Raw genomic sequence first — 17620 nt, forward strand, 5'->3', positions numbered from 1 at the left:
AACCGATGACCGAAGTGCTCCTGCTCGTCGTGGCGCTGCTGCTCTGCCTTGCCTGCGCGGTCTTCGTCGCGGCCGAGTTCTCGCTGACCACCATCGAGCGCAGCGAGCTGGAACAAGCGGTGGAACGCGGTGACCGCGGTGCGTCGAGCGCGCTGCAGGCGGTACGCAGCCTCACCTTCCAGCTCTCCGGCGCCCAGCTCGGCATCACCGTCACCAACCTGGTGATCGGCATGCTCGCCGAGCCCTCGATCGCGAAGCTCATCCGCGGCCCGGTCGAATCCGTCGGCCTGTCGGCCGGCACCGCGTCCACGGTGGCCCTCATCATCGGCACCGGCCTCTCCACCGTCGTACTGATGGTGGTGGGCGAGCTCGTCCCGAAGAACTGGGCGATCTCCTCGCCGCTGACCGTCGCCAGGGTGGTCGCCACCCCGCAGCGCGCCTTCAGCGCTCTCTTCAAGCCGCTGATCAGTCACCTGAACAACACCGCGAACCGGCTGCTGCGCCGTCTCGGCATGGAGCCCGCCGAGGAACTGGCCTCCGCGCGCACCCCCCAGGAACTGGTCGCGCTGGCACGGCACTCCGCCAAGGCGGGCGCCCTGGAGGCCGACACCGCCGAGTTGTTCGTCCGTACGCTCAACCTCGCCGATCTGACCGCGGAGAACGTGATGACCCCCCGGGTCCAGGTCACCGCGCTCGACGTCCACGCCACCGCGGAGGACGTCGCCAACGCCACCCGCGCCACCGGCCTCTCCCGCTTCCCCGTCTATCGGGGCAGCCTCGACACGGTCGTCGGCGTCGCGCACATCAAGGACGTCCTCGCCGTCCCCGCCGACCGCAGGCCCCGTCACCCCGTCTCCGAGCTGCTGCGCGAACCGCTGCTCGTTCCGGAGACGCTGACCGTGGACCGCCTGCTGGACCGGCTGTACGGCAAGCGCACCATGGCCGTCGTGATCGACGAATACGGCGGTACGGCCGGTGTCGTCACGCTCGAGGACATCGTCGAGGAGGTCGTCGGCGAGGTACGCGACGAGCACGACCCCCACGAGACGCCCGACCTCGCCCCGGCAGGGCAGGACGCGGACGGCCGCGCGGTCTACTCGGCCGACGGCGCCGCCCGCACCGACCAGCTCGAGACGATCGGGATGCGAGTGCCGGACGGTCCGTACGAAACCCTCGCAGGGCTCGTCGCCACCGAGCTGGGTCGCATCCCGGTAGAGGGCGACTCCTTCGAGGCCGCGGGCTGGCAGGTGGACGTGGTGGACGCGTCCGGGCGGCGCGCGGCACGCGTGCTGCTCCATGAACCGCTGCCGGCCGGCACAGACGAGGAAGAGGAGGCGGGCCGATGACCGCGATTCAGTTGCTCATCGGTCTGCTGACGCTGGTCGTCAACGCCTTCTTCGTCGGCGCGGAGTTCGCGCTGATCTCGGTGCGCCGCAGCCAGATCGAGCCCGAGGCGGAAGCCGGCAACCGCCGTGCGCGCAGCGTCCTCTGGGGCTTGGAGCATGTGTCTGCCATGCTGGCGGCGGCCCAGCTGGGCATCACGCTCTGCACCCTGGTGCTCGGTATCGTCGCCGAACCCGCCATCGCGCACCTGCTGGAGCCGGTGTTCCACGCGGTGGGCATGCCGGGCGGTCTGATCCACCCGATCTCGTTCGTCATCGCGCTGGCGGTGGCGACGTATCTGCACATGCTCTTCGGCGAGATGGTCCCGAAGAACATCGCGCTGGCCGCCCCGGTGCGCACCGCGCTGCTGCTCGGCCCGCCGCTGGTGGCGATCGCGCGCGCCCTGCGCCCGGTGATCTTCGCCATCAACGCCTTCGCCAACTTCCTGCTGAAGCTGCTCAAGGTGGAGGCGAAGAGCGAGGTCGCGGCCACCTTCTCCGACGACGAGCTGGCCCGGATGGTCACCGACGCCAAGATCGCCGGGCTGCTCGACGACCGGGCGACCGAGCGGCTGCACGACGCCCTGGAACTGGGCCGCCGCCCGGTGCGCGACGTCGTGGTGCCCTTGGAGAAGGTCGTGTACGCACGTCTGGGGACGACCCCCGAACAGCTGGAGCAGCTCTCCTCGGAGTCCGGCTTCTCCCGCTTCCCCGTGGTCGACTCCGCCCAGCGGATCCTGGGTTACCTCCATGTGAAGGACGCCCTGGACGCCGCCCCGCGCGACGTACCGTTCCCGGCCGCCGACATGCGGCCCATCGCACGGGTGCGGGCGGCGACACCGCTGGACGACGTGCTGACCGCGATGCGCCGCAGCCGTACGCACCTGGCGGCCGTCCTCGGCGACGAGGGCACGCTCGCCGGACTGGTCACGATGGAGGACGTCCTGCGCGAGCTGGTCGGCCAGCCGCCCGTCGCCTCCTAACGGTCGGTCGTCTCGGTCAGGCCGGGGCCCTGCCGGCCCACGCCCGAGGCACCGATCGCGGTCAGTACGGCAAGGAGCGTGGCGAGGCCCGCCGTCGAGAGGGCGGCGGGCCACGCGACGTCGATGAGGCTGGTCGCTCCGGCGACCAGGACAGCGGCGAGCGACTGGGCGAAGGTGCGGACGGCGCGCTCGGCGGTCGCTTTCCAGAAGGCTGCGGTGAACATGGCTCGCTCGCTCTCGGACGACGGGTCCGGGGCCGTGAGCCCGGTCTCCTCCCGGCATACCGCTCTCAAGCCCCGGGCGACAGATCCCACGTTCCTACTCCACGGTAGAATTGCGCCGCCATGGAGTTGAATGCCAATTACACCAGTCTCGTCGCGGTCGGCGACTCCTTCACCGAGGGAATGTCCGACCTGCTTCCCGACGGTTCGTACCGCGGCTGGGCCGACCTGCTCGCCGCCCGCCTCGCCGCCCGCACGCCCGGTTTCCGGTACGCGAATCTCGCCGTACGCGGAAAGCTCATCGCCCAGATCGTCGACGAACAGGTCGACGCGGCGGCCGCCATGCAGGCGGACGTGGTCACGCTGGTCGGCGGGCTCAACGACACCCTGCGGCCCAAGTGCGACATGGACATGGTCCGCGGTCGGCTCGAAGAGGCCGTCGAGCGGCTCGCACCGTCCTGCAAGCAGCTCGTGCTGATGCGCAGCCCCGGCCGCAACGGCCCGGTGTTCGAGCGCTTCCGTCCGCGCATGGAGGAGCTCTTCGTCTTCATCGACGACCTGGCCGCGCGCCACGGCGCCGTGGTCGTCGACCTGTACGGGGCCGAGGTGCTCGGCGACCAGCGGATGTGGGACGTCGACCGGCTGCATCTGACGGCCGATGGCCACCGCAGGGTCGCCGAGGCCATCTGGCAGGCCCTGGGACTGGACGTGGAGGACGACTGGCAGTCCCTGCTGCCGCCCGCCGTCGCACCTGGCTGGGGCGCCCGGCGCACCGCCGATCTGCGCTTCGCCCGCGAGCACTTGGTGCCGTGGATCGGGCGGCGGCTGACCGGCCGTTCCTCCGGCGACGGGCGTGCGCCGAAGCGGGCCGAACTGCTGCCGTACGAAAACGAGCCGCTCTCGTAGCAAGCCACAAACGAGGCCGGGGCTCTGGCCTGCACAAACCACCAGTAGAATCTGGTTACGTGACTGCAAAGCCTCGCATCCCCAACGTCCTGGCCGGCCGCTACGCCTCCACGGAGCTCGCCGTCCTCTGGTCCCCCGAGCAGAAGGTGAAGCTGGAGCGCCAGCTCTGGCTCGCCGTGCTGCGCGCGCAGAAGGACCTCGGGATCGAGGTGCCGGACGCCGCTCTCGCCGACTACGAGCGGGTCATCGACGACGTCGACCTGGCCTCGATCGCCGAGCGCGAGAAGGTCACCCGGCACGATGTGAAGGCCCGCATCGAGGAGTTCAACGCCCTCGCCGGGCACGAGCAGGTCCACAAGGGCATGACGTCCCGCGACCTCACCGAGAACGTCGAGCAGCTGCAGATCCGGCTCTCACTGGAGCTGATGCAGGGCCGTACGGTCGCCGTCCTCGCGCGCCTCGGCAAGCTCTCCGCGGAGCACGCCGAGCTCGTGATGGCGGGGCGCTCGCACAACGTCGCCGCGCAGGCGACCACCCTGGGCAAGCGCTTCGCGACCGCCGCCGACGAGCTGCTCGTGGCATACGGACGCCTGGAGGACCTCCTCGCCCGCTACCCGCTGCGCGGCATCAAGGGCCCGGTCGGCACCGCCCAGGACATGCTCGACCTGCTGGGCGGGGACGAGGCGAAGCTGGCCGATCTGGAGCAGCGCATCGCCTCCCACCTCGGCTTCGCGCACGCCTTCACCTCGGTGGGCCAGGTCTACCCGCGCTCGCTGGACTACGACGTGGTGACCGCCCTGGTGCAGCTCGCCGCGGCGCCCTCGTCCATCGCCAAGACGATCCGGCTGATGGCCGGGCACGAGCTGGTCACCGAGGGCTTCAAGCCCGGCCAGGTCGGCTCGTCCGCGATGCCGCACAAGATGAACACCCGCTCCTGCGAGCGCGTCAACGGCCTGATGGTGATCCTCCGCGGTTACGCGTCGATGACCGGCGAACTGGCGGGCGACCAGTGGAACGAGGGCGACGTGTCCTGCTCCGTGGTCCGCCGCGTGGCGCTGCCGGACGCGTTCTTCGCCTTCGACGGTCTCCTGGAGACCTTCCTGACCGTCCTCGACGAGTTCGGCGCCTTCCCCGCGGTCGTCGCCCGCGAGCTGGACCGCTACCTGCCGTTCCTCGCCACCACCAAGGTGCTGATGGGTGCGGTACGGGCGGGAGTCGGCCGCGAGGCCGCGCACGAGGTCATCAAGGAGCACGCGGTGGCCTCCGCGCTGGCCATGCGCGAGCAGGGCGCCGAGCGCAACGAGCTCCTGGACAAGCTGGCGGCCGACGAGCGGATGCCGCTGGACCGCGCCCAGCTGGACACGCTGATGGCGGACAAGCTCTCCTTCACCGGTGCGGCGGGCGCCCAGGTCGCGGCGGTCGTCTCCCGTATCGAAGAGATCGCCAAGCAGCACCCGGCAGCCGCCGGTTACACGCCGGGATCGATCCTCTGACGCTCCCCTCGCGCGAAGAGCTCGAAGCCGCCCGCGACCGCCTCGTTCCCGATGTGGCCGCGGGCGGCTTGCGCGTGCTGTTCTGCGGGATCAATCCGGGGCTGATGACGGCCGCGACCGGCCATCACTTCGCCCGGCCGGGCAACCGCTTCTGGCCGGTGCTCCACCGGTCGGGGTTCACGCCACGGCAGTTGAGGCCCGAGGAGCAGGAGGAACTGCTCTCGTACGGTCTCGGCATCACCAATGTCGTCGCGCGGGCCACCGCACGGGCCGACGAGGTGAGCGCCGAGGAGTTCCGCGAGGGCGGGCGGATCCTCACCGCCACGGTGGAACGGCTGCGGCCCCAGTGGCTGGCGGTCGTCGGGATCACCGCCTACCGCACGGCCTTCGGGGAGCCGAAGGCGCGGATCGGACCGCAGGACCGGACGTTTCGCTCCACCCGGATCTGGGCGCTCCCCAATCCGAGCGGCCTCAACGCGCACTGGACCGCCGAGACAATGGCGGACGAATACGCCCGGCTGCTGCGGTCCACCGGACCAGCCGGTAGCATCCGGCAGACACACGCATGAGCTGAGCTGGGAGGACACGTTGGGGCACCTGACCGGCGGGGATCCCTCGCTGCTGCGGCGGATCAACTCCGCGGTGGTTCTCCACGCGCTGCGCGCCGCCGACTTCCCGACCTTCACCGACCTCACCCGCATCACCGGCCTCTCCAGGCCCACGGTGGAGGGTGTCATCGAGGGCCTCATGGAGGCCGGGCTCGTCGTCGAGGACGCACCCGAGGAGGACGGCGAGACACGCCGGCAGGGACGGCCCGCGCGGCGCTTCCGCTTCCGTGCCGAGGCCGGGCACCTGCTGGGCATCGAGATCGGACCGCACCGGGTCGCCGTCTTGCTCTCCGGGCTCGACGGACGGATCATCGGGGCCGGCTCGCGCGAGGTGCCGGAGGCGGCGCCTGCGGACGAGCGTCTCGAGCGGGTGCGTACGACGGTGGCCGATGTGCTGCGCCGGGCCGGGGTCGCCCGCAGCAGCCTGCGCGCGGTCGGCGTCGGCAGTCCCGGGATCGTGGAGGCGGACGGCACCGTACGACTGGGAACCGCGCTGCCCGAGTGGACAGGTCTTGCGCTGGGCGAACGGCTACGGCGCTCGTTCCGCTGTCCCGTACTGGTGGAGAACGACGCCAACGCGGCGGCGGTCGCCGAGCACTGGAAGGGCGCGGCCACCGACTCCGACGACATCGTCTTCGTGCTCGCCGGACTGAGCCCGGGTGCCGGTGCGCTGATCGGCGGACGGCTGCACCGCGGTTACGGAGGCGCGGCGGGCGAGATAGGCGCACTGCACCTGCTCGGTCACGGCGCCACCCCGGAGAAGCTCCTCTCCACGACGGACGAGCCGCTGCACCCGCTCGACGAGCTCGCGGTGGCCCAGGTCTTCGCCGATGCCAAGCGGGGCGACGTACAGTCCGGGGCCGCGATGGAGCGGTTCATCCAGCGGCTGGTGCACGATGTGGCGGCGCTGGTGCTCGCGCTCGATCCCGAACTGGTCGTGATCGGCGGCTGGGCGGCCGGGTTGGAAGACGTACTGGAGCCGCTGCGCGGGGAGTTGGCGCGGATGTGTCTGCGGCCGCCGCGGGTGGCGCTCTCACTGCTCGGCGACTCCGCCGTGGCCACGGGTGCACTGCGCCTGGCCCTCGACCATGTCGAGGAGCAGCTCTTCGCGGTCGAGGGAACGGTGACGGCCCGCCGCTGAACCTTCGGCGACGGGCCGTGGGACGAAGCTTGTTCAGGAGGCCTGGCGCTCTTCGCCCTGGTGACTGATCTCCAGGTCGCCGGAGTCCCCGAAGGTGAGCCGGCAGGTGTCCGCACGGTAGGTCGCCACCGATACGGCGACGGTTTCACCACCGGCGAGGTAGCGCGTGGTGACGACCAGGACGGGTGCGCCGGGCAGCCGGTCGAGTTCCTTGGCGTCGTCCGCGCGGGCCGAGCCGAGTTCCACGGAACGGTCCTGGCCTTCGAGGGCGAGACGCTGCAGTTCGCGCAGGACACCGCGTGCACGGGAGGCGCCCGAAGGGGCGTCGATCGCGGAGAGTTCGGGCACGGACCCGGCCGGTACGTACAGCAGCTCGGCCGCGACCGCCTGACCGTGCGTCATACGGATCCTGCGTACGGTGTGCACCGCGTCGCCGGAGCCTTCGGCCACGTCCAGCATCCGTGCCACCGCGAGGGGCGGGGCCGCGAGCGTGCAGTCCAGCGGCTGCCAGGCGTCGTCGCCGGCTCCGGGCCAGACATGCTGCGAGGTCGAGACGTCCACGCCGACGCGCGGCGGTGCGACCGTGGTGCCCACACCGCGGCGGCGCTGCAGGCGCCCTTCCAGCTCCAGCTGTTCGAGTGCCTGGCGCAGAGTGGCGCGCGCGACACCGAAGCGGGCTGCGAGATCGCGTTCGTTCGGGAGGATCTCACCGACCGCGAAATCCGAGTCGAGAGCGTCACTGAGGACGGTCTTGAGGTGCCAGTACTTCGGCTCCGGCGCCGTTTCCAGCTGCGTGGTCCCCACCCTGATCCTCCGCAATCGCCGTGTCCCCGGCGGCTTTTCCGTGCCCTTGTTTATTAAAGGTTCCTGCACTAACTCTGCGACCATAGGGCGGCGCTCCCCCTTGGTCAAGACCAATCCTCCTTCCGTTACGCAGCGAAACCGAGGCCTGCCGCAGAGCGTTCACAGGACGTTCGTACGGCCGTGAGGTGCGCGCAGCACTGAGCCCCGCGTCCGGAACGGATCGCGGGGCCCAGTGGCGTCATCGGCCGTCTACTCCACGGCGAGCAGGGCGAGTTTGTCGGGATTGCGCACGATGTACACGCAAGCGATGCGCCCGTCGGCGACGTCCAGCTGGAAGACGCTGTCCACCACCGGGCCCGAGAAGATCACCAGCGCGGGCCCGCCGTTGAGCTCCGCGAACCGGAAGGACACGTCGTCGACTCCCTTGCTGCCTGCACCGCGCAGGAAGCGACCGACCTTGTCCGCTCCCTCGATGATGCGCAGCGGCGCCTTGGACTTGCCGCCGCTGTCGCCCACCAGCCGCACATCGGGGGCGAGGAGCGCGAACAGTCCCTCCAGGTCGCCTTCCACCGCCGCGGCGAGGAACCGCTCGGTCAGGTCGCGGCGTTCGGCCGGATCGACGTCGTAGCGGGGCTTGCGTTCGTCCACGTGCCTGCGGGCACGCCCGGCGAGCTGACGCACCGCCGCCTCGGACCGGTCCAGGGTCTCGGCGATCTCTCCGTACGGGAATCCGAAGGCCTCGCGCAGTACGAAGACGGCACGCTCCAGCGGCGAGAGCGACTCCAGGACGACAAGGACGGCGAGCGAGACGGACTCGGTCAGCATCGCCCGCTCGGCCGTGTCGGGGGTGGCGCCGGCGAACTCGGTGACGATCGGCTCGGGGAGCCAGGGTCCGACGTAGGTCTCGCGCCGCGACTGCATGTGCCGCAGGCGGTCGATGGCCAGGCGCGTGGTGATCCGTACGAGATACGCGCGCGGTTCGCGGACGGTGTCGCGCTCTCCGGCGGACCAGCGCAGCCACGTGTCCTGGACGACGTCCTCGGCGTCGGTGACCCTCCCCAGCATGCGGTAGGCCACCCCGGTCAGTACGGAGCGGTGCTCTTCGAAGGTGTCGGTTGCAAGGTCAGCTGCCACTCCCCCATCCCAGCCGACGGGTCTGCCGCTGTCCAGGCGGATTCTGCGTGCGACAGCGCACAATATCGGGGCGGCTGCCGCCCGGTGGCGGCCCAACAGGGGGAGGGTTTCCATGCGTTACGCAGTACTGGGGACAGGCGCGGTGGGTGCCGCGCTCGGCGGCAAGCTCGTCGAGCTGGGGCACGAGGTGGTGATGGGGTCCCGTACCAAGGACAATCCGCAGGCGCTGGAGTGGGCACAGGGCGCGGGTCCGCGGGCGGGCAGCGGGACGTTCGCCGATGCCGCGGCGTTCGGCGAACGGATCATCGTGGCGGTCAACGGCCGGGTGGCGCCGGCCGCTCTGCAGGCCGCGGGCGAGACCGAGTTGGCGGGAAAGCTGGTCGTCGACGTATCGAATCCGATGGCTTTCGAGGACGGTCTGCTGCGTCTTGCGCCGGTGGAGTCGGACAGTGTGGGCGCACTGCTGCAGCGCTCCTTCCCGCAGGCGCGGGTGGTCAAGACGCTCAACACCGTCAATGTGGCCGTGATGATCGATCCGGACTGCGTACCGGGCGATCACCAGCTGTTCATGTGCGGTGAGGACGCCGGGGCCAAGGCGGAGACGGTTTCGCTGCTCGGCGAGTTCGGCTGGCCGGCCGGGCGGGTGCTCGATCTGGGCGGCATCGTGGAGGCGCGCGATCTGGAGATGCTGATGCCGCTCTGGCTCAATCTGTACAAGCGGTTCGGCGACGGGGCGTTCAACTACGAGATCCGCCGGGCGCATTGACGCGCCTGTACGCGTCCGGATCGCGGCGGCCTCTTGAAGTGGAAGCTACTCAGGGGTAATCCTTGTTGACACGGTGTCTCACCACCGTCCCCGACAACAGGAGCAGCAGCATGGCCGCCGCCCAGGTCTCTTTCACCGTCGAGTCCCCCCAGGGGAACCGCACGGTCACCGTCGCGTACGAACGCACCGGCGGGGGCGAGCCCCTTCTGCTGCTGCACGGCATCGGGCACCACCGGCAGGCCTGGGACCCGGTCGTCGGGATCCTGGCCGCCGAGCGCGAGGTCATCGCCGTGGACCTGCCCGGTTTCGGTGCGTCGCCCGCGCTGCCCGAGGGGCTCTCGTACGGCCTCTCGACGGTGGTTCCCACCCTCGCGGCGATGTGCGCGGCGCTCGATGTCGAGCGCCCGCACGTCGCCGGGAACTCCCTGGGCGGCCTGCTCGCACTGGAGATGGGCCGCGAGAAGCTCGTACGGTCGGTGACCGCCCTGTCGCCGGCCGGTTTCTGGACGCAGGCCGAGCGCCGGTACGCCTTCTCGACGCTCACCGCCATGCGGTCCATCGCGAATCTGCTGCCGCTCCCGGCCATAGAGCGGATGTCGCGCTCGGCGGCCGGGCGCACAGCGCTCACCAGCACCATCTACGCCAAGCCCGCCCGCCGTTCACCCGAGGACGTCGTCGCCGAGACGCTCGCGCTGCGCGAGGCCACCGGCTTCGACCAGACGCTCGCCGCCGGCCGGTCCGTCCTGTTCACCGACGATGTGAGCGGCATCCCGGTCACGGTCGCCTGGGGTACGAAGGACCGGCTGCTCCTGCGCCGCCAGGGGATCCGGGCCAAGCACACCATCCCCGGCGCCCGCCTGGTCAGGCTGCCCGGCTGCGGCCATGTCCCGATGAACGACGACCCGGCGGCCGTGGCGCGCGTCATCCTCGACACCAGCCGCTGAACGGCGGCGCGCGAGAACCCCCGAGCCGAGCGCCACGCCCACGCCGACCAGCGCGCTCCCGGCTCCCTGCGCGATGCCGTACGTACCCGTGCCGACCAGCGGTGCGGTCATCGCGGCCGCGACCGGGATGAGCCCGGAGAAGAGGGTGGCGCGCTCGGCGCCGATCCGCTGCACCCCCATGTACCAGCAGACGAAACCGATGACGGTCACGACGGCGGCCTGCCAGATCAGCGCCGCTGCCTCCCCCGCATCGGGGACGCGTACGAAACCTCGCCCGTCCAGGACCAGCCCGATGACCGCCGACTCGACAGCGGCGACCCCGCACACGGTCGCGGAGAGCAGCCGGGGGCCGAGCGGGCGCAGCACGGGCACCGCCAGTACGGCGAAGCCCACTTCGCCCACCAGAGCACCCGCCGAGAAGGCGATCCCCGCGAGATCGGTGCGGCCCCAACCTTGGACGGTGAAGGCCCCGGCGGCGACAAGAAGCGCGCCGACGAGGACGGGCCTGGTGGGCCGCCTGCCCGCGAGCAGGGGGACGAGGACGGCGACCACGACGGGCGCGCAGCCCACGAAGACGCCGGGGACGGCGGGCTCCGCGCTGCGTTCGGCGGCGAGCACCGCCAGATTGAAGCCGACCATGCCGATGGCGGCGACGAGCGCGATCCGGGCCCATTGGGCACGGTCGAGGGTACGGAGCGGGGCCGTCGCGCCGCGTCCGAGCAGCGGCAGGAGCAGCAGGCAGGCGAGTCCGTAGCGCAGGGCCTGGCCGCCCGCGTACGGGTAGTCGCCGAGGACGGAGTTGGCGGTGAAGGAGCCGCCGACGAGGATGCAGGCGAAGGCGGCAAGAAGCGCTCCTCGCAGGGACGTTGTGGTCATGGGGATGACGCTATGCAGTGGAGTGGTCCGTATTAAGGTCCACTTCCATGGAGTCATCGGGGACCAATTCACCGTCCTGGGAACTGTTGCTGCCCGCGGCCGCCGCTCCCGCCCGGAGCCGGGGCAGGCAACTGCAGGAGGCACTGCGCGAGGCGGTCCGTTCGGGGCGGCTCGCCGCGGGCACCCGGCTGCCCGCCAGCCGTGAACTCGCCGCGGATCTCGGGGTCTCGCGCGGGCTGGTCACCGAGGCGTACGAGCAGCTGACCGCCGAGGGCTATCTGCGCAGCGGTCGCGGTGCGGGCACCTGGGTGGGCGATTCGGCGAGGGCCGCGGTGCGCGGTGCGGCGCGTGGCACGCGCGATCTGGCCCCGCACCAGGTCGACGCCCTCGTCAGCTTCCGGCCGGGCACCCCGGATCTCTCGCTCTTCCCGCGCACCGCCTGGGCGGCCGCGCACACCGCCGTGCTCAACACCCTGGAGCACCACGCGCTCGGCTACCCCGATCCGCGCGGGCTGCCCCAACTGCGTATCGCACTGGCCGCGTTGCTGACCCGGCGCCGCGGGGTGGTCGCCGACCCCGAGCGGATCGTGGTCTGCTCAGGGGTGGCCCAGGCCATGACGCTGCTCGGCTTCGTGCTGAACGCGGCAGGGCGGCACACGGTCGGCGTCGAGGACCCGGGGAGCCCCGAGCACGCCACCCTCTTCTCGGCGGCCGGGCTGCGTACGACCCTGCTCCCCCTCGATGACGAAGGGCTCGCCATCGGCCCGCTCGCGGCCAGCGGCGTACGCACCGTACAGACGACGCCCGCGCACCACTTCCCCTCCGGAATCGGTTATTCGGCCGCCCGGCGCGCCGAACTCCTCGAATGGGCACGCTCGGTGGACGGCCTGATCGTCGAGGACGACTACGACGGGGACTTCCGCTACGACCGTGCACCCGTCGGCGCCCTCCAGGGCCTCGACCCCGAACGCGTCGCGTACACCGGCTCGGTGAGCAAGTCCCTTGCCCCCGGTCTGCGGCTGGGCTGGCTGCTCGCACCGGGGTGGCTGACCGACGAGATCGTCGCCCGCAAACGCACCCTGGACCTGGGCCACCCGGTCATCGACCAGGCGACCCTCGCCGCCTTCATCACCGGAGGCGGCTACGACCGCCGACTGCGCCGCTGCCAGCGCCTGTACCGCGAGCGCCGCGACACCCTTCTCGCCGCGCTCGCCGAGCACTTCCCCGGCACCGAGGTGAGCGGTATCGCCGCCGGACTGCACGTCATCGCACGCCTTCCGGAGCGTTACGGCCCCGAGAGCGGCTTCCTCCGGCGGGCGGAGCGCAGCAAAGTCGCCGTCCGCCCGCTGTCCGACTACGGCAGTGCACGCCCGCAGGACGGCTGCGTACGGCTGGTCCTCGGATACGCACATCTGGCGCCCTCCGAGATCGTCCGCGGGGTGCGGCTGCTGGCGCAGGCCAACTGACGCCACCTGCCGTTCATTTGAGGTTCGCCCGGGCGCCTCGGCCGGGCAGTAGGCATGGCTCGGCACACCCGGCCGTCCCGCCCCTGGAGGCGCATCGATGTCGTACAGCCCCCGCATCCACATACCCGACCGCCGCACCGTTCTGCGCGGTTCGTTCGCCGCCTCTGCCGCCTTGGCCGTCCCCGCGGGCCTCGCGGCCGCACCCGCACAGGCGCTCTCCGGACGCCCCCGCGCCGACTGGGGCATCCAGGCGGGCGACATCACCACCTCGTCCGGGACCATCTGGGCGCGCTCCGACCGGCCGGCCTTGATGACGGTGGAGACCTCGGCGACCGAGTCCTTCCGGCGCGCCCGCACCTGGCACGGACCGCTGCTGGGCTCCGCGACCGACTTCACCGGTACGACGGCGCTGCACGGCCTGCCGGCCGGCGAGCAGATCCACTACCGCGTCACCCTGTCCGACCCGCACGACCCGCGCCGTACCTCGGAGCCGGTGTACGGCACCTTCCGCACGGCACCCGCCCGCCGCCGCGACGGGGTGCGGTTCCTGTGGTCCGGTGACATCGCCGGCCAGGGCTGGGGCATCAATCCGGACATCGGCGGCTACACCGTCTACGAGGAAATGCGCCGCCTGGACCCGGACTTCTTCCTGTGCAGCGGCGACAACATCTACGCCGACGGCATCATCCTGCCCAGTGTGACGCTGCCCGACGGGCGGGTGTGGCGCAATGTGACCACCGAGGCGAAGTCCAAGGTGGCCGAGACGCTCGACGAGTACCGCGGCAACTTCCGCTACAACCTCCTCGACCGGAACCTGCGTCGCTTCAACGCCCAGGTGCCCTCGATCATCCAGTGGGACGACCACGAGGTCCGCAACAACTGGTACCCGGGCCAGATCCTCGACGACGTCCGCTACACCGAGAAGAACGTCGACGTGCTGGCCGCCCGGTCGATGCAGGCGTTCCGCGAGTACTTCCCCGTCTCGACGCTCCGCCCCGACCGGCCCGGCGGCCGGGTGCACCGCGTGGTCAGCCACGGCCCGCTGCTCGATGTCTTCGTCCTCGACATGCGTACGTATCGCGACGCCAACTCCCCCGGCCGGCAGAGCGACGACACGACCGGAATCATGGGCGCGGAGCAGCTGGCCTGGCTGAAGCGCGAGCTGGCGCGGTCGCGTGCGACCTGGAAGGTGATCGCCGCCGACATGCCGCTGGGCCTGGTCGTACCCGACGGCGCGACCAACTTCGAGGCGGTCGCGCAGGGCGATCCGGGGGCGCCGCTGGGGCGGGAGCTGCAGATCGCGGAGCTGCTCAGGTACGTCAAGCACCGCAGGATCACCGGCACCGTGTGGCTCACCGCCGATGTCCACCACACCTCCGCGCAGCACTACGTACCGGAGCGTGCTCAGTTCAAGGACTTCGCGCCGTTCTGGGAGTTCGTCTCGGGCCCGCTGGCCGCCGGGGCTTTCCAGGCGAGCGCGCTGGACGCCACCTTCGGCCCTGACCGGGTCTTCGTCGCGGCCCCCGCGGTCGCCAACGCCTCGCCGCTGGAGAATCCGCCGTACTACGGTGAGGTCGAGATCGACGGCGACAGCGGTGAGCTGACGGTACGGCTGCGGGCACAGGGCGGCACCGTGCTGTTCACCCAGGTTCTGCAGCCCGGGCGTGTCGGGCAGTAACGGCAAGGGAACCCGGCATTTCACGCCATCCGTGGCGGGAAAAGGTACCCAAACAGCCAAAACCACACTTAACCCGTCAGTCACAGAACGTTCGTGATCACGCAACACCGCTTTGCCAGAGTGATGCCATGACTGATGTGACTTCCTCGAAGAGCGCCCGCCGTCCGCACCACTGGCGGCGGGACCTCGTCGAACTCGCCGCGCTCTTCACCGCTGTCGCCGTGGCCGACGGGATCGCCAATCTCGTCGCGCACGGCCCCGACGGCCGATACCTCCTGGTGTTCTCGGCCGTCGCACTCGCCGCCACGGCCGGCTTCCACACATGGTGGGCACGCCGCCACAGCCATGCACCACCGGCCGCCGAGCCTGTTCCCGACGCGGATACGGACACGACCGGCGCTGCCCCCGCCACCCTGTGGCGGATGCGGACGACCGTACGGGACGAACCGGGCACCCTCGGCGTGCTCTGCAGCGCGCTCGCCCGCCACCGCGTGGACATCCTGACCCTGCAGACCCACCCGCTCGCCGACGGAACGGTCGACGAGTTCCTCCTCAGGGCCCCCGCCACCGTGCAGGCGGCGCAGCTGAGCCGGGAGGTCGCCGCGGCAGGCGGCCAGGACACCTGGATCGAGCGCGCCGACGCCCACGATCTGGTCGACACACCCACCCGGGTCCTCGGCCTCGCCACCCGTACCGCACTGGACGCCGCCGAACTTCCCCTCGCACTGCGCCAGTTGCTCGGCCGCTGCACGATCCACTCGCTGCCCGCCGTCTCCTTCACCGGTCGTCCGACGGGCGAATCGGCCCCCGTGGAAGGCGTACTGGACGGAACCTCCCTGCGGCTGCGCGACCCCTCCGGCGGAGTCATCACCGTCGAGCGGCCCTATCTCCCCTTCACCCCCACCGAGTTCGCCCGCGCCCGCGCACTCGTCGAGCTCGACGCGCGGCTCGGCCCGCGCATCCCGCGCAGCCAGGACGTCCTCACCCTGCCCGAGGGCAACGAGATCACCGTCCGCCGGGCCGACGTCGCCGATGTCGAGGCGGCCCGCGCGATGCAGGAGCGCTGCTCCGAGCGGACCCTGGGCCTGCGCTATCACGGTCCGGTCGGCGACGCGGGCCGCTACCTCAACCATCTCCTCAGCCCCCGCTTCGGGCGCACCCTCGCCGTACAGACCGCATCGGGACGCATCGTGGCCCTCGGCCACCTCCTGTGGGACGGCGACGAGACCGAGGTGGCGCTGCTCGTCGAGGACGACTGGCAGCGCCGCGGCATCGGCTCCGAACTCCTCGGCAGGCTCGTCGCACTGGCCGTCGAGGCCGGCTGCGACAGCGTGTACGCCGTGACCCAGGCCTCCAACACCGGGATGGTCGCGGCCATGCGTGGCCTGGGCCTGCCGCTCGACTACCAGATCGAGGACGGCACCCTGGTGGTCACCGCACGGCTGGACGCAACGCCGGTCCGGTCGCGTCTGCCGTACGAGCAGTCGCAACGTTCGACGCCAACGGAGCAGAGCGAGCAGGCCGAGCGCTGAGGGCCTCGCACAGGTCCCTCCACAGGTCCTCGACGTCTTCGAGCCCGACCGACATCCGCAGCAGCCGCTCGCTGACCCCCGCGGCGCGCCGGTCTCCTTCGGCCACGATGCGGTGGCTGATGGAGGCCGGATGCTGGATGAGGCTGTCGACGCTGCCGAGGCTGACCGCGGGGGTGATCAGCCGTACGCCCGCGATGACCTCGTGCGGATCGCCGTACACCTCGAAGGCGATCATCGCGCCGCCCAGTTTCGGGTAGTGGACCCGTGCCACGCGCGGGTCCACGGCCAGCCTGCGGGCCAGTTCGGCGGCCGTCGCCGATGCGGCCCGCATCCGTACGGGAAGGGTGGACAGGCCGCGCAGCAGCAGATAGCCGGCCATCGGATGCAGGACGCCACCGGTGGCGAAGCGCATCTGGCGCAGCTTCCCGGCGAACTCCTCGTCGCAGGCCACCACCCCGCCCATCACGTCCCCGTGCCCGCCCAGGTACTTCGTCGCGCTGTGCAGCACGATCCGCGCGCCCAGTTCCAGCGGCCGCTGCAGCACGGGGGTGGCGAACGTCGAGTCGACGAGCAGCGGGACCGACCCGCAGGAGTGGGCGAGCGCCCGGATGTCGGTCTCCGCGAGGGTCGGGTTGGCGGGCGTCTCGACCATCACCAGACCGGTGTCGGGGCGTATCGCGTCGGCGACACCCGCCGAGTCGACCCAGGTGACCTCGGTGCCCAAGAGCCCGGCGGTGAGCAGATGGTCGCTGCAGCCGTAGAGCGGGCGCACCGCCACCACGTGGCGCAGGCCGGCAGCGGCCCGTAGGAGAAGGACCGCGGTCAGCGCCGCCATGCCGCTCGCGAACGCGACCGCGCCCTCGGCCCCTTCGAGCCGGGCGAGGGCCGTCTCGAAGCGTCCGGTCGTCGGGTTGTCGAGGCGGGCATAGACGGGCGGGCCCTCGGGGCGGGCACCGGTGGCGGCGAACTCGTCGATCCTGGCCGCCTCCGCCCTGCTGTCGTAGGACGGGTAGGTCGTCGAGAGATCGAGCGGCGGGGCGTGCACTCCGAGAAGGGCGAGGTCTTCGCGTCCGGCGTGCACGGCTTCGGTGGCCAGGGCCCGGGGTGTGGTCGAGGCGTTGGTGTCCATGGCCGTACTCTGAACAACCTCCGGGCAGTGGCCGTCAACTGCCGTGTTACGTTCGCCCGATGACCACATCCGTCGCACTGGACCCGGTCGATCTGCACATACTCCGCCTGCTGCAGAACGATGCCCGGACCACCTACCGTGAGCTGGCCGCCGAGGTGGGCGTCGCCGCTTCGACCTGTCTGGACCGGGTGGCGCGGCTGCGGCGCTCGGGGGTGATTCTCGGCCATCAGCTGCGGCTGGATCCGGGGAAGCTGGGGCGCGGCCTGGAGGCGCTCCTTTCCGTACAGGTGCGGCCGCACCGCCGCGAGCTGGTCGGCCCCTTCGTGGAGCGGATCCGGGCGCTGCCCGAGTCGCGGGCGCTGTTTCATCTCGCCGGGCCCGAGGACTATCTGGTCCATGTGGCGGTGGCCGACACCGCGGATCTCCAGCGGCTCGTCCTGGACGAGTTCACCGCACGGCGGGAAGTGGCCAGAGTGGAGACCCGGCTCATCTTCCAGCAGTGGGAGTGCGGGCCGCTGCTGCCGCCCGCGTCAGGAGTCAAGTCCTGAAGAGTGATG

16 protein-coding genes and 1 pseudogene are annotated in these 17620 nt (G+C 71.2%); 12 read left to right on the forward strand and 5 right to left on the reverse strand.

Annotated elements, in window-relative coordinates; translation table 11 throughout:
- Window positions 1–5: 5 nt before the first annotated feature.
- Both AB0H78_RS28615 and AB0H78_RS28620 read left to right on the forward strand, forming a co-directional pair.
- A complete protein-coding gene (locus AB0H78_RS28615; protein ID WP_363237522.1) occupies window positions 6–1346 on the forward strand; it encodes a hemolysin family protein in 1341 nt (446 codons plus the stop codon).
- Complete coding sequence (locus AB0H78_RS28620; protein ID WP_363237523.1) at window positions 1343–2365, forward strand: hemolysin family protein; 1023 nt, start codon at window positions 1343–1345, stop codon at window positions 2363–2365. The genes AB0H78_RS28615 and AB0H78_RS28620 overlap by 4 nt, the downstream gene beginning before the upstream one ends.
- Here the strand turns inward: AB0H78_RS28620 and AB0H78_RS28625 are convergent.
- Window positions 2362–2589, reverse strand: coding sequence for a holin (locus AB0H78_RS28625; protein ID WP_363237524.1), 228 nt, complete (start codon window positions 2587–2589; stop codon window positions 2362–2364). The genes AB0H78_RS28620 and AB0H78_RS28625 overlap by 4 nt on opposite strands.
- A gap of 120 nt (window positions 2590–2709) precedes the next feature.
- Here AB0H78_RS28625 and AB0H78_RS28630 point away from each other — a divergent pair, with 120 nt between their 5' ends.
- From AB0H78_RS28630 to AB0H78_RS28645, 4 genes are read left to right on the forward strand one after another with little or no spacing between them, the layout of a single operon-like run.
- A complete protein-coding gene (locus AB0H78_RS28630; RefSeq protein ID WP_363237525.1) occupies window positions 2710–3492 on the forward strand; it encodes an SGNH/GDSL hydrolase family protein in 783 nt (260 codons plus the stop codon).
- Window positions 3493–3551: 59 nt separating this feature from the next.
- A complete protein-coding gene (purB, locus tag AB0H78_RS28635; protein ID WP_363237526.1) occupies window positions 3552–4985 on the forward strand; it encodes an adenylosuccinate lyase in 1434 nt (477 codons plus the stop codon).
- Complete coding sequence (gene mug, locus AB0H78_RS28640; protein ID WP_363237618.1) at window positions 4982–5554, forward strand: G/U mismatch-specific DNA glycosylase; 573 nt, start codon at window positions 4982–4984, stop codon at window positions 5552–5554. The genes purB and mug overlap by 4 nt, the downstream gene beginning before the upstream one ends.
- 19 nt (window positions 5555–5573) lie before the next feature.
- Window positions 5574–6734 (forward strand): ROK family transcriptional regulator, encoded by a 1161-nt coding sequence (locus AB0H78_RS28645; RefSeq protein WP_363237527.1) that lies wholly within the window; start codon window positions 5574–5576, stop codon window positions 6732–6734.
- A gap of 33 nt (window positions 6735–6767) precedes the next feature.
- Here AB0H78_RS28645 and AB0H78_RS28650 read toward each other — a convergent pair whose 3' ends face one another.
- Together AB0H78_RS28650 and AB0H78_RS28655 are read right to left on the reverse strand one after the other, a co-directional pair.
- Window positions 6768–7538, reverse strand: coding sequence for a GntR family transcriptional regulator (locus AB0H78_RS28650; RefSeq protein ID WP_363237528.1), 771 nt, complete (start codon window positions 7536–7538; stop codon window positions 6768–6770).
- 249 nt (window positions 7539–7787) lie between these two features.
- On the reverse strand, window positions 7788–8672 hold the full coding sequence (locus AB0H78_RS28655) for an RNA polymerase sigma-70 factor (protein WP_363237529.1): 885 nt from the start codon (window positions 8670–8672) through the stop codon (window positions 7788–7790).
- Window positions 8673–8784: 112 nt separating this feature from the next.
- Here AB0H78_RS28655 and AB0H78_RS28660 point away from each other — a divergent pair, with 112 nt between their 5' ends.
- Both AB0H78_RS28660 and AB0H78_RS28665 read left to right on the forward strand, forming a co-directional pair.
- Window positions 8785–9438, forward strand: coding sequence for an NAD(P)-binding domain-containing protein (locus tag AB0H78_RS28660; protein WP_363237530.1), 654 nt, complete (start codon window positions 8785–8787; stop codon window positions 9436–9438).
- Between the two features lie 110 nt (window positions 9439–9548).
- Window positions 9549–10382, forward strand: a complete 834-nt coding sequence (locus tag AB0H78_RS28665; protein ID WP_363237531.1) for an alpha/beta fold hydrolase — start codon at window positions 9549–9551, stop codon at window positions 10380–10382.
- A gap of 39 nt (window positions 10383–10421) precedes the next feature.
- Here the strand turns inward: AB0H78_RS28665 and AB0H78_RS28670 are convergent.
- A pseudogene (locus AB0H78_RS28670) lies at window positions 10422–11315 on the reverse strand (DMT family transporter); the annotation flags it as partial.
- Between AB0H78_RS28670 and AB0H78_RS28675 the strand changes: the two are divergent.
- The 3 genes from AB0H78_RS28675 to AB0H78_RS28685 all read left to right on the forward strand — a co-directional run bounded on the left by AB0H78_RS28675 (window position 11306) and on the right by AB0H78_RS28685 (window position 15934).
- On the forward strand, window positions 11306–12724 hold the full coding sequence (locus AB0H78_RS28675; protein WP_363237532.1) for a PLP-dependent aminotransferase family protein: 1419 nt from the start codon (window positions 11306–11308) through the stop codon (window positions 12722–12724). The pseudogene AB0H78_RS28670 and the gene AB0H78_RS28675 sit on opposite strands and share 10 nt — an antisense overlap.
- A 97-nt stretch (window positions 12725–12821) precedes the next feature.
- Window positions 12822–14402: an alkaline phosphatase D family protein gene (locus AB0H78_RS28680; RefSeq protein ID WP_363237533.1), complete on the forward strand. Its 1581-nt coding sequence runs from the start codon at window positions 12822–12824 to the stop codon at window positions 14400–14402.
- A gap of 128 nt (window positions 14403–14530) precedes the next feature.
- Window positions 14531–15934 (forward strand): GNAT family N-acetyltransferase, encoded by a 1404-nt coding sequence (locus AB0H78_RS28685; RefSeq protein WP_363237534.1) that lies wholly within the window; start codon window positions 14531–14533, stop codon window positions 15932–15934.
- Here AB0H78_RS28685 and AB0H78_RS28690 read toward each other — a convergent pair.
- On the reverse strand, window positions 15834–17063 hold the full coding sequence (locus AB0H78_RS28690) for a PLP-dependent transferase (RefSeq protein WP_363237535.1): 1230 nt from the start codon (window positions 17061–17063) through the stop codon (window positions 15834–15836). The genes AB0H78_RS28685 and AB0H78_RS28690 overlap by 101 nt on opposite strands.
- Window positions 17064–17122: 59 nt before the next feature.
- Between AB0H78_RS28690 and AB0H78_RS28695 the strand changes: the two genes are divergently transcribed.
- Window positions 17123–17611, forward strand: coding sequence for an Lrp/AsnC family transcriptional regulator (locus AB0H78_RS28695; RefSeq protein ID WP_363237536.1), 489 nt, complete (start codon window positions 17123–17125; stop codon window positions 17609–17611).
- The last annotated feature ends 9 nt before the right edge of the window (window positions 17612–17620 follow it).

It is taken from the genome of Streptomyces sp. NPDC050738 (genome assembly GCF_040654175.1).
Lineage (GTDB): Bacteria > Actinomycetota > Actinomycetes > Streptomycetales > Streptomycetaceae > Streptomyces.

What these genes read in the sequence shown, in the direction of transcription:
- AB0H78_RS28615 (WP_363237522.1), top strand. Translation starts at nt 6, where the DNA reads ATGACCGAAGTGCTCCTGCTCGTCGTGGCGCTGCTGCTCTGCCTTGCC.
- AB0H78_RS28620 (WP_363237523.1), top strand. Translation starts at nt 1,343, where the DNA reads ATGACCGCGATTCAGTTGCTCATCGGTCTGCTGACGCTGGTCGTCAAC.
- AB0H78_RS28625 (WP_363237524.1), bottom strand. Translation starts at nt 2,589, where the DNA reads ATGTTCACCGCAGCCTTCTGGAAAGCGACCGCCGAGCGCGCCGTCCGC.
- AB0H78_RS28630 (WP_363237525.1), top strand. Translation starts at nt 2,710, where the DNA reads ATGGAGTTGAATGCCAATTACACCAGTCTCGTCGCGGTCGGCGACTCC.
- AB0H78_RS28660 (WP_363237530.1), top strand. Translation starts at nt 8,785, where the DNA reads ATGCGTTACGCAGTACTGGGGACAGGCGCGGTGGGTGCCGCGCTCGGC.
- AB0H78_RS28665 (WP_363237531.1), top strand. Translation starts at nt 9,549, where the DNA reads ATGGCCGCCGCCCAGGTCTCTTTCACCGTCGAGTCCCCCCAGGGGAAC.
- AB0H78_RS28675 (WP_363237532.1), top strand. Translation starts at nt 11,306, where the DNA reads ATGGAGTCATCGGGGACCAATTCACCGTCCTGGGAACTGTTGCTGCCC.
- AB0H78_RS28680 (WP_363237533.1), top strand. Translation starts at nt 12,822, where the DNA reads ATGTCGTACAGCCCCCGCATCCACATACCCGACCGCCGCACCGTTCTG.
- AB0H78_RS28685 (WP_363237534.1), top strand. Translation starts at nt 14,531, where the DNA reads ATGACTGATGTGACTTCCTCGAAGAGCGCCCGCCGTCCGCACCACTGG.
- AB0H78_RS28690 (WP_363237535.1), bottom strand. Translation starts at nt 17,063, where the DNA reads ATGGACACCAACGCCTCGACCACACCCCGGGCCCTGGCCACCGAAGCC.
- AB0H78_RS28695 (WP_363237536.1), top strand. Translation starts at nt 17,123, where the DNA reads ATGACCACATCCGTCGCACTGGACCCGGTCGATCTGCACATACTCCGC.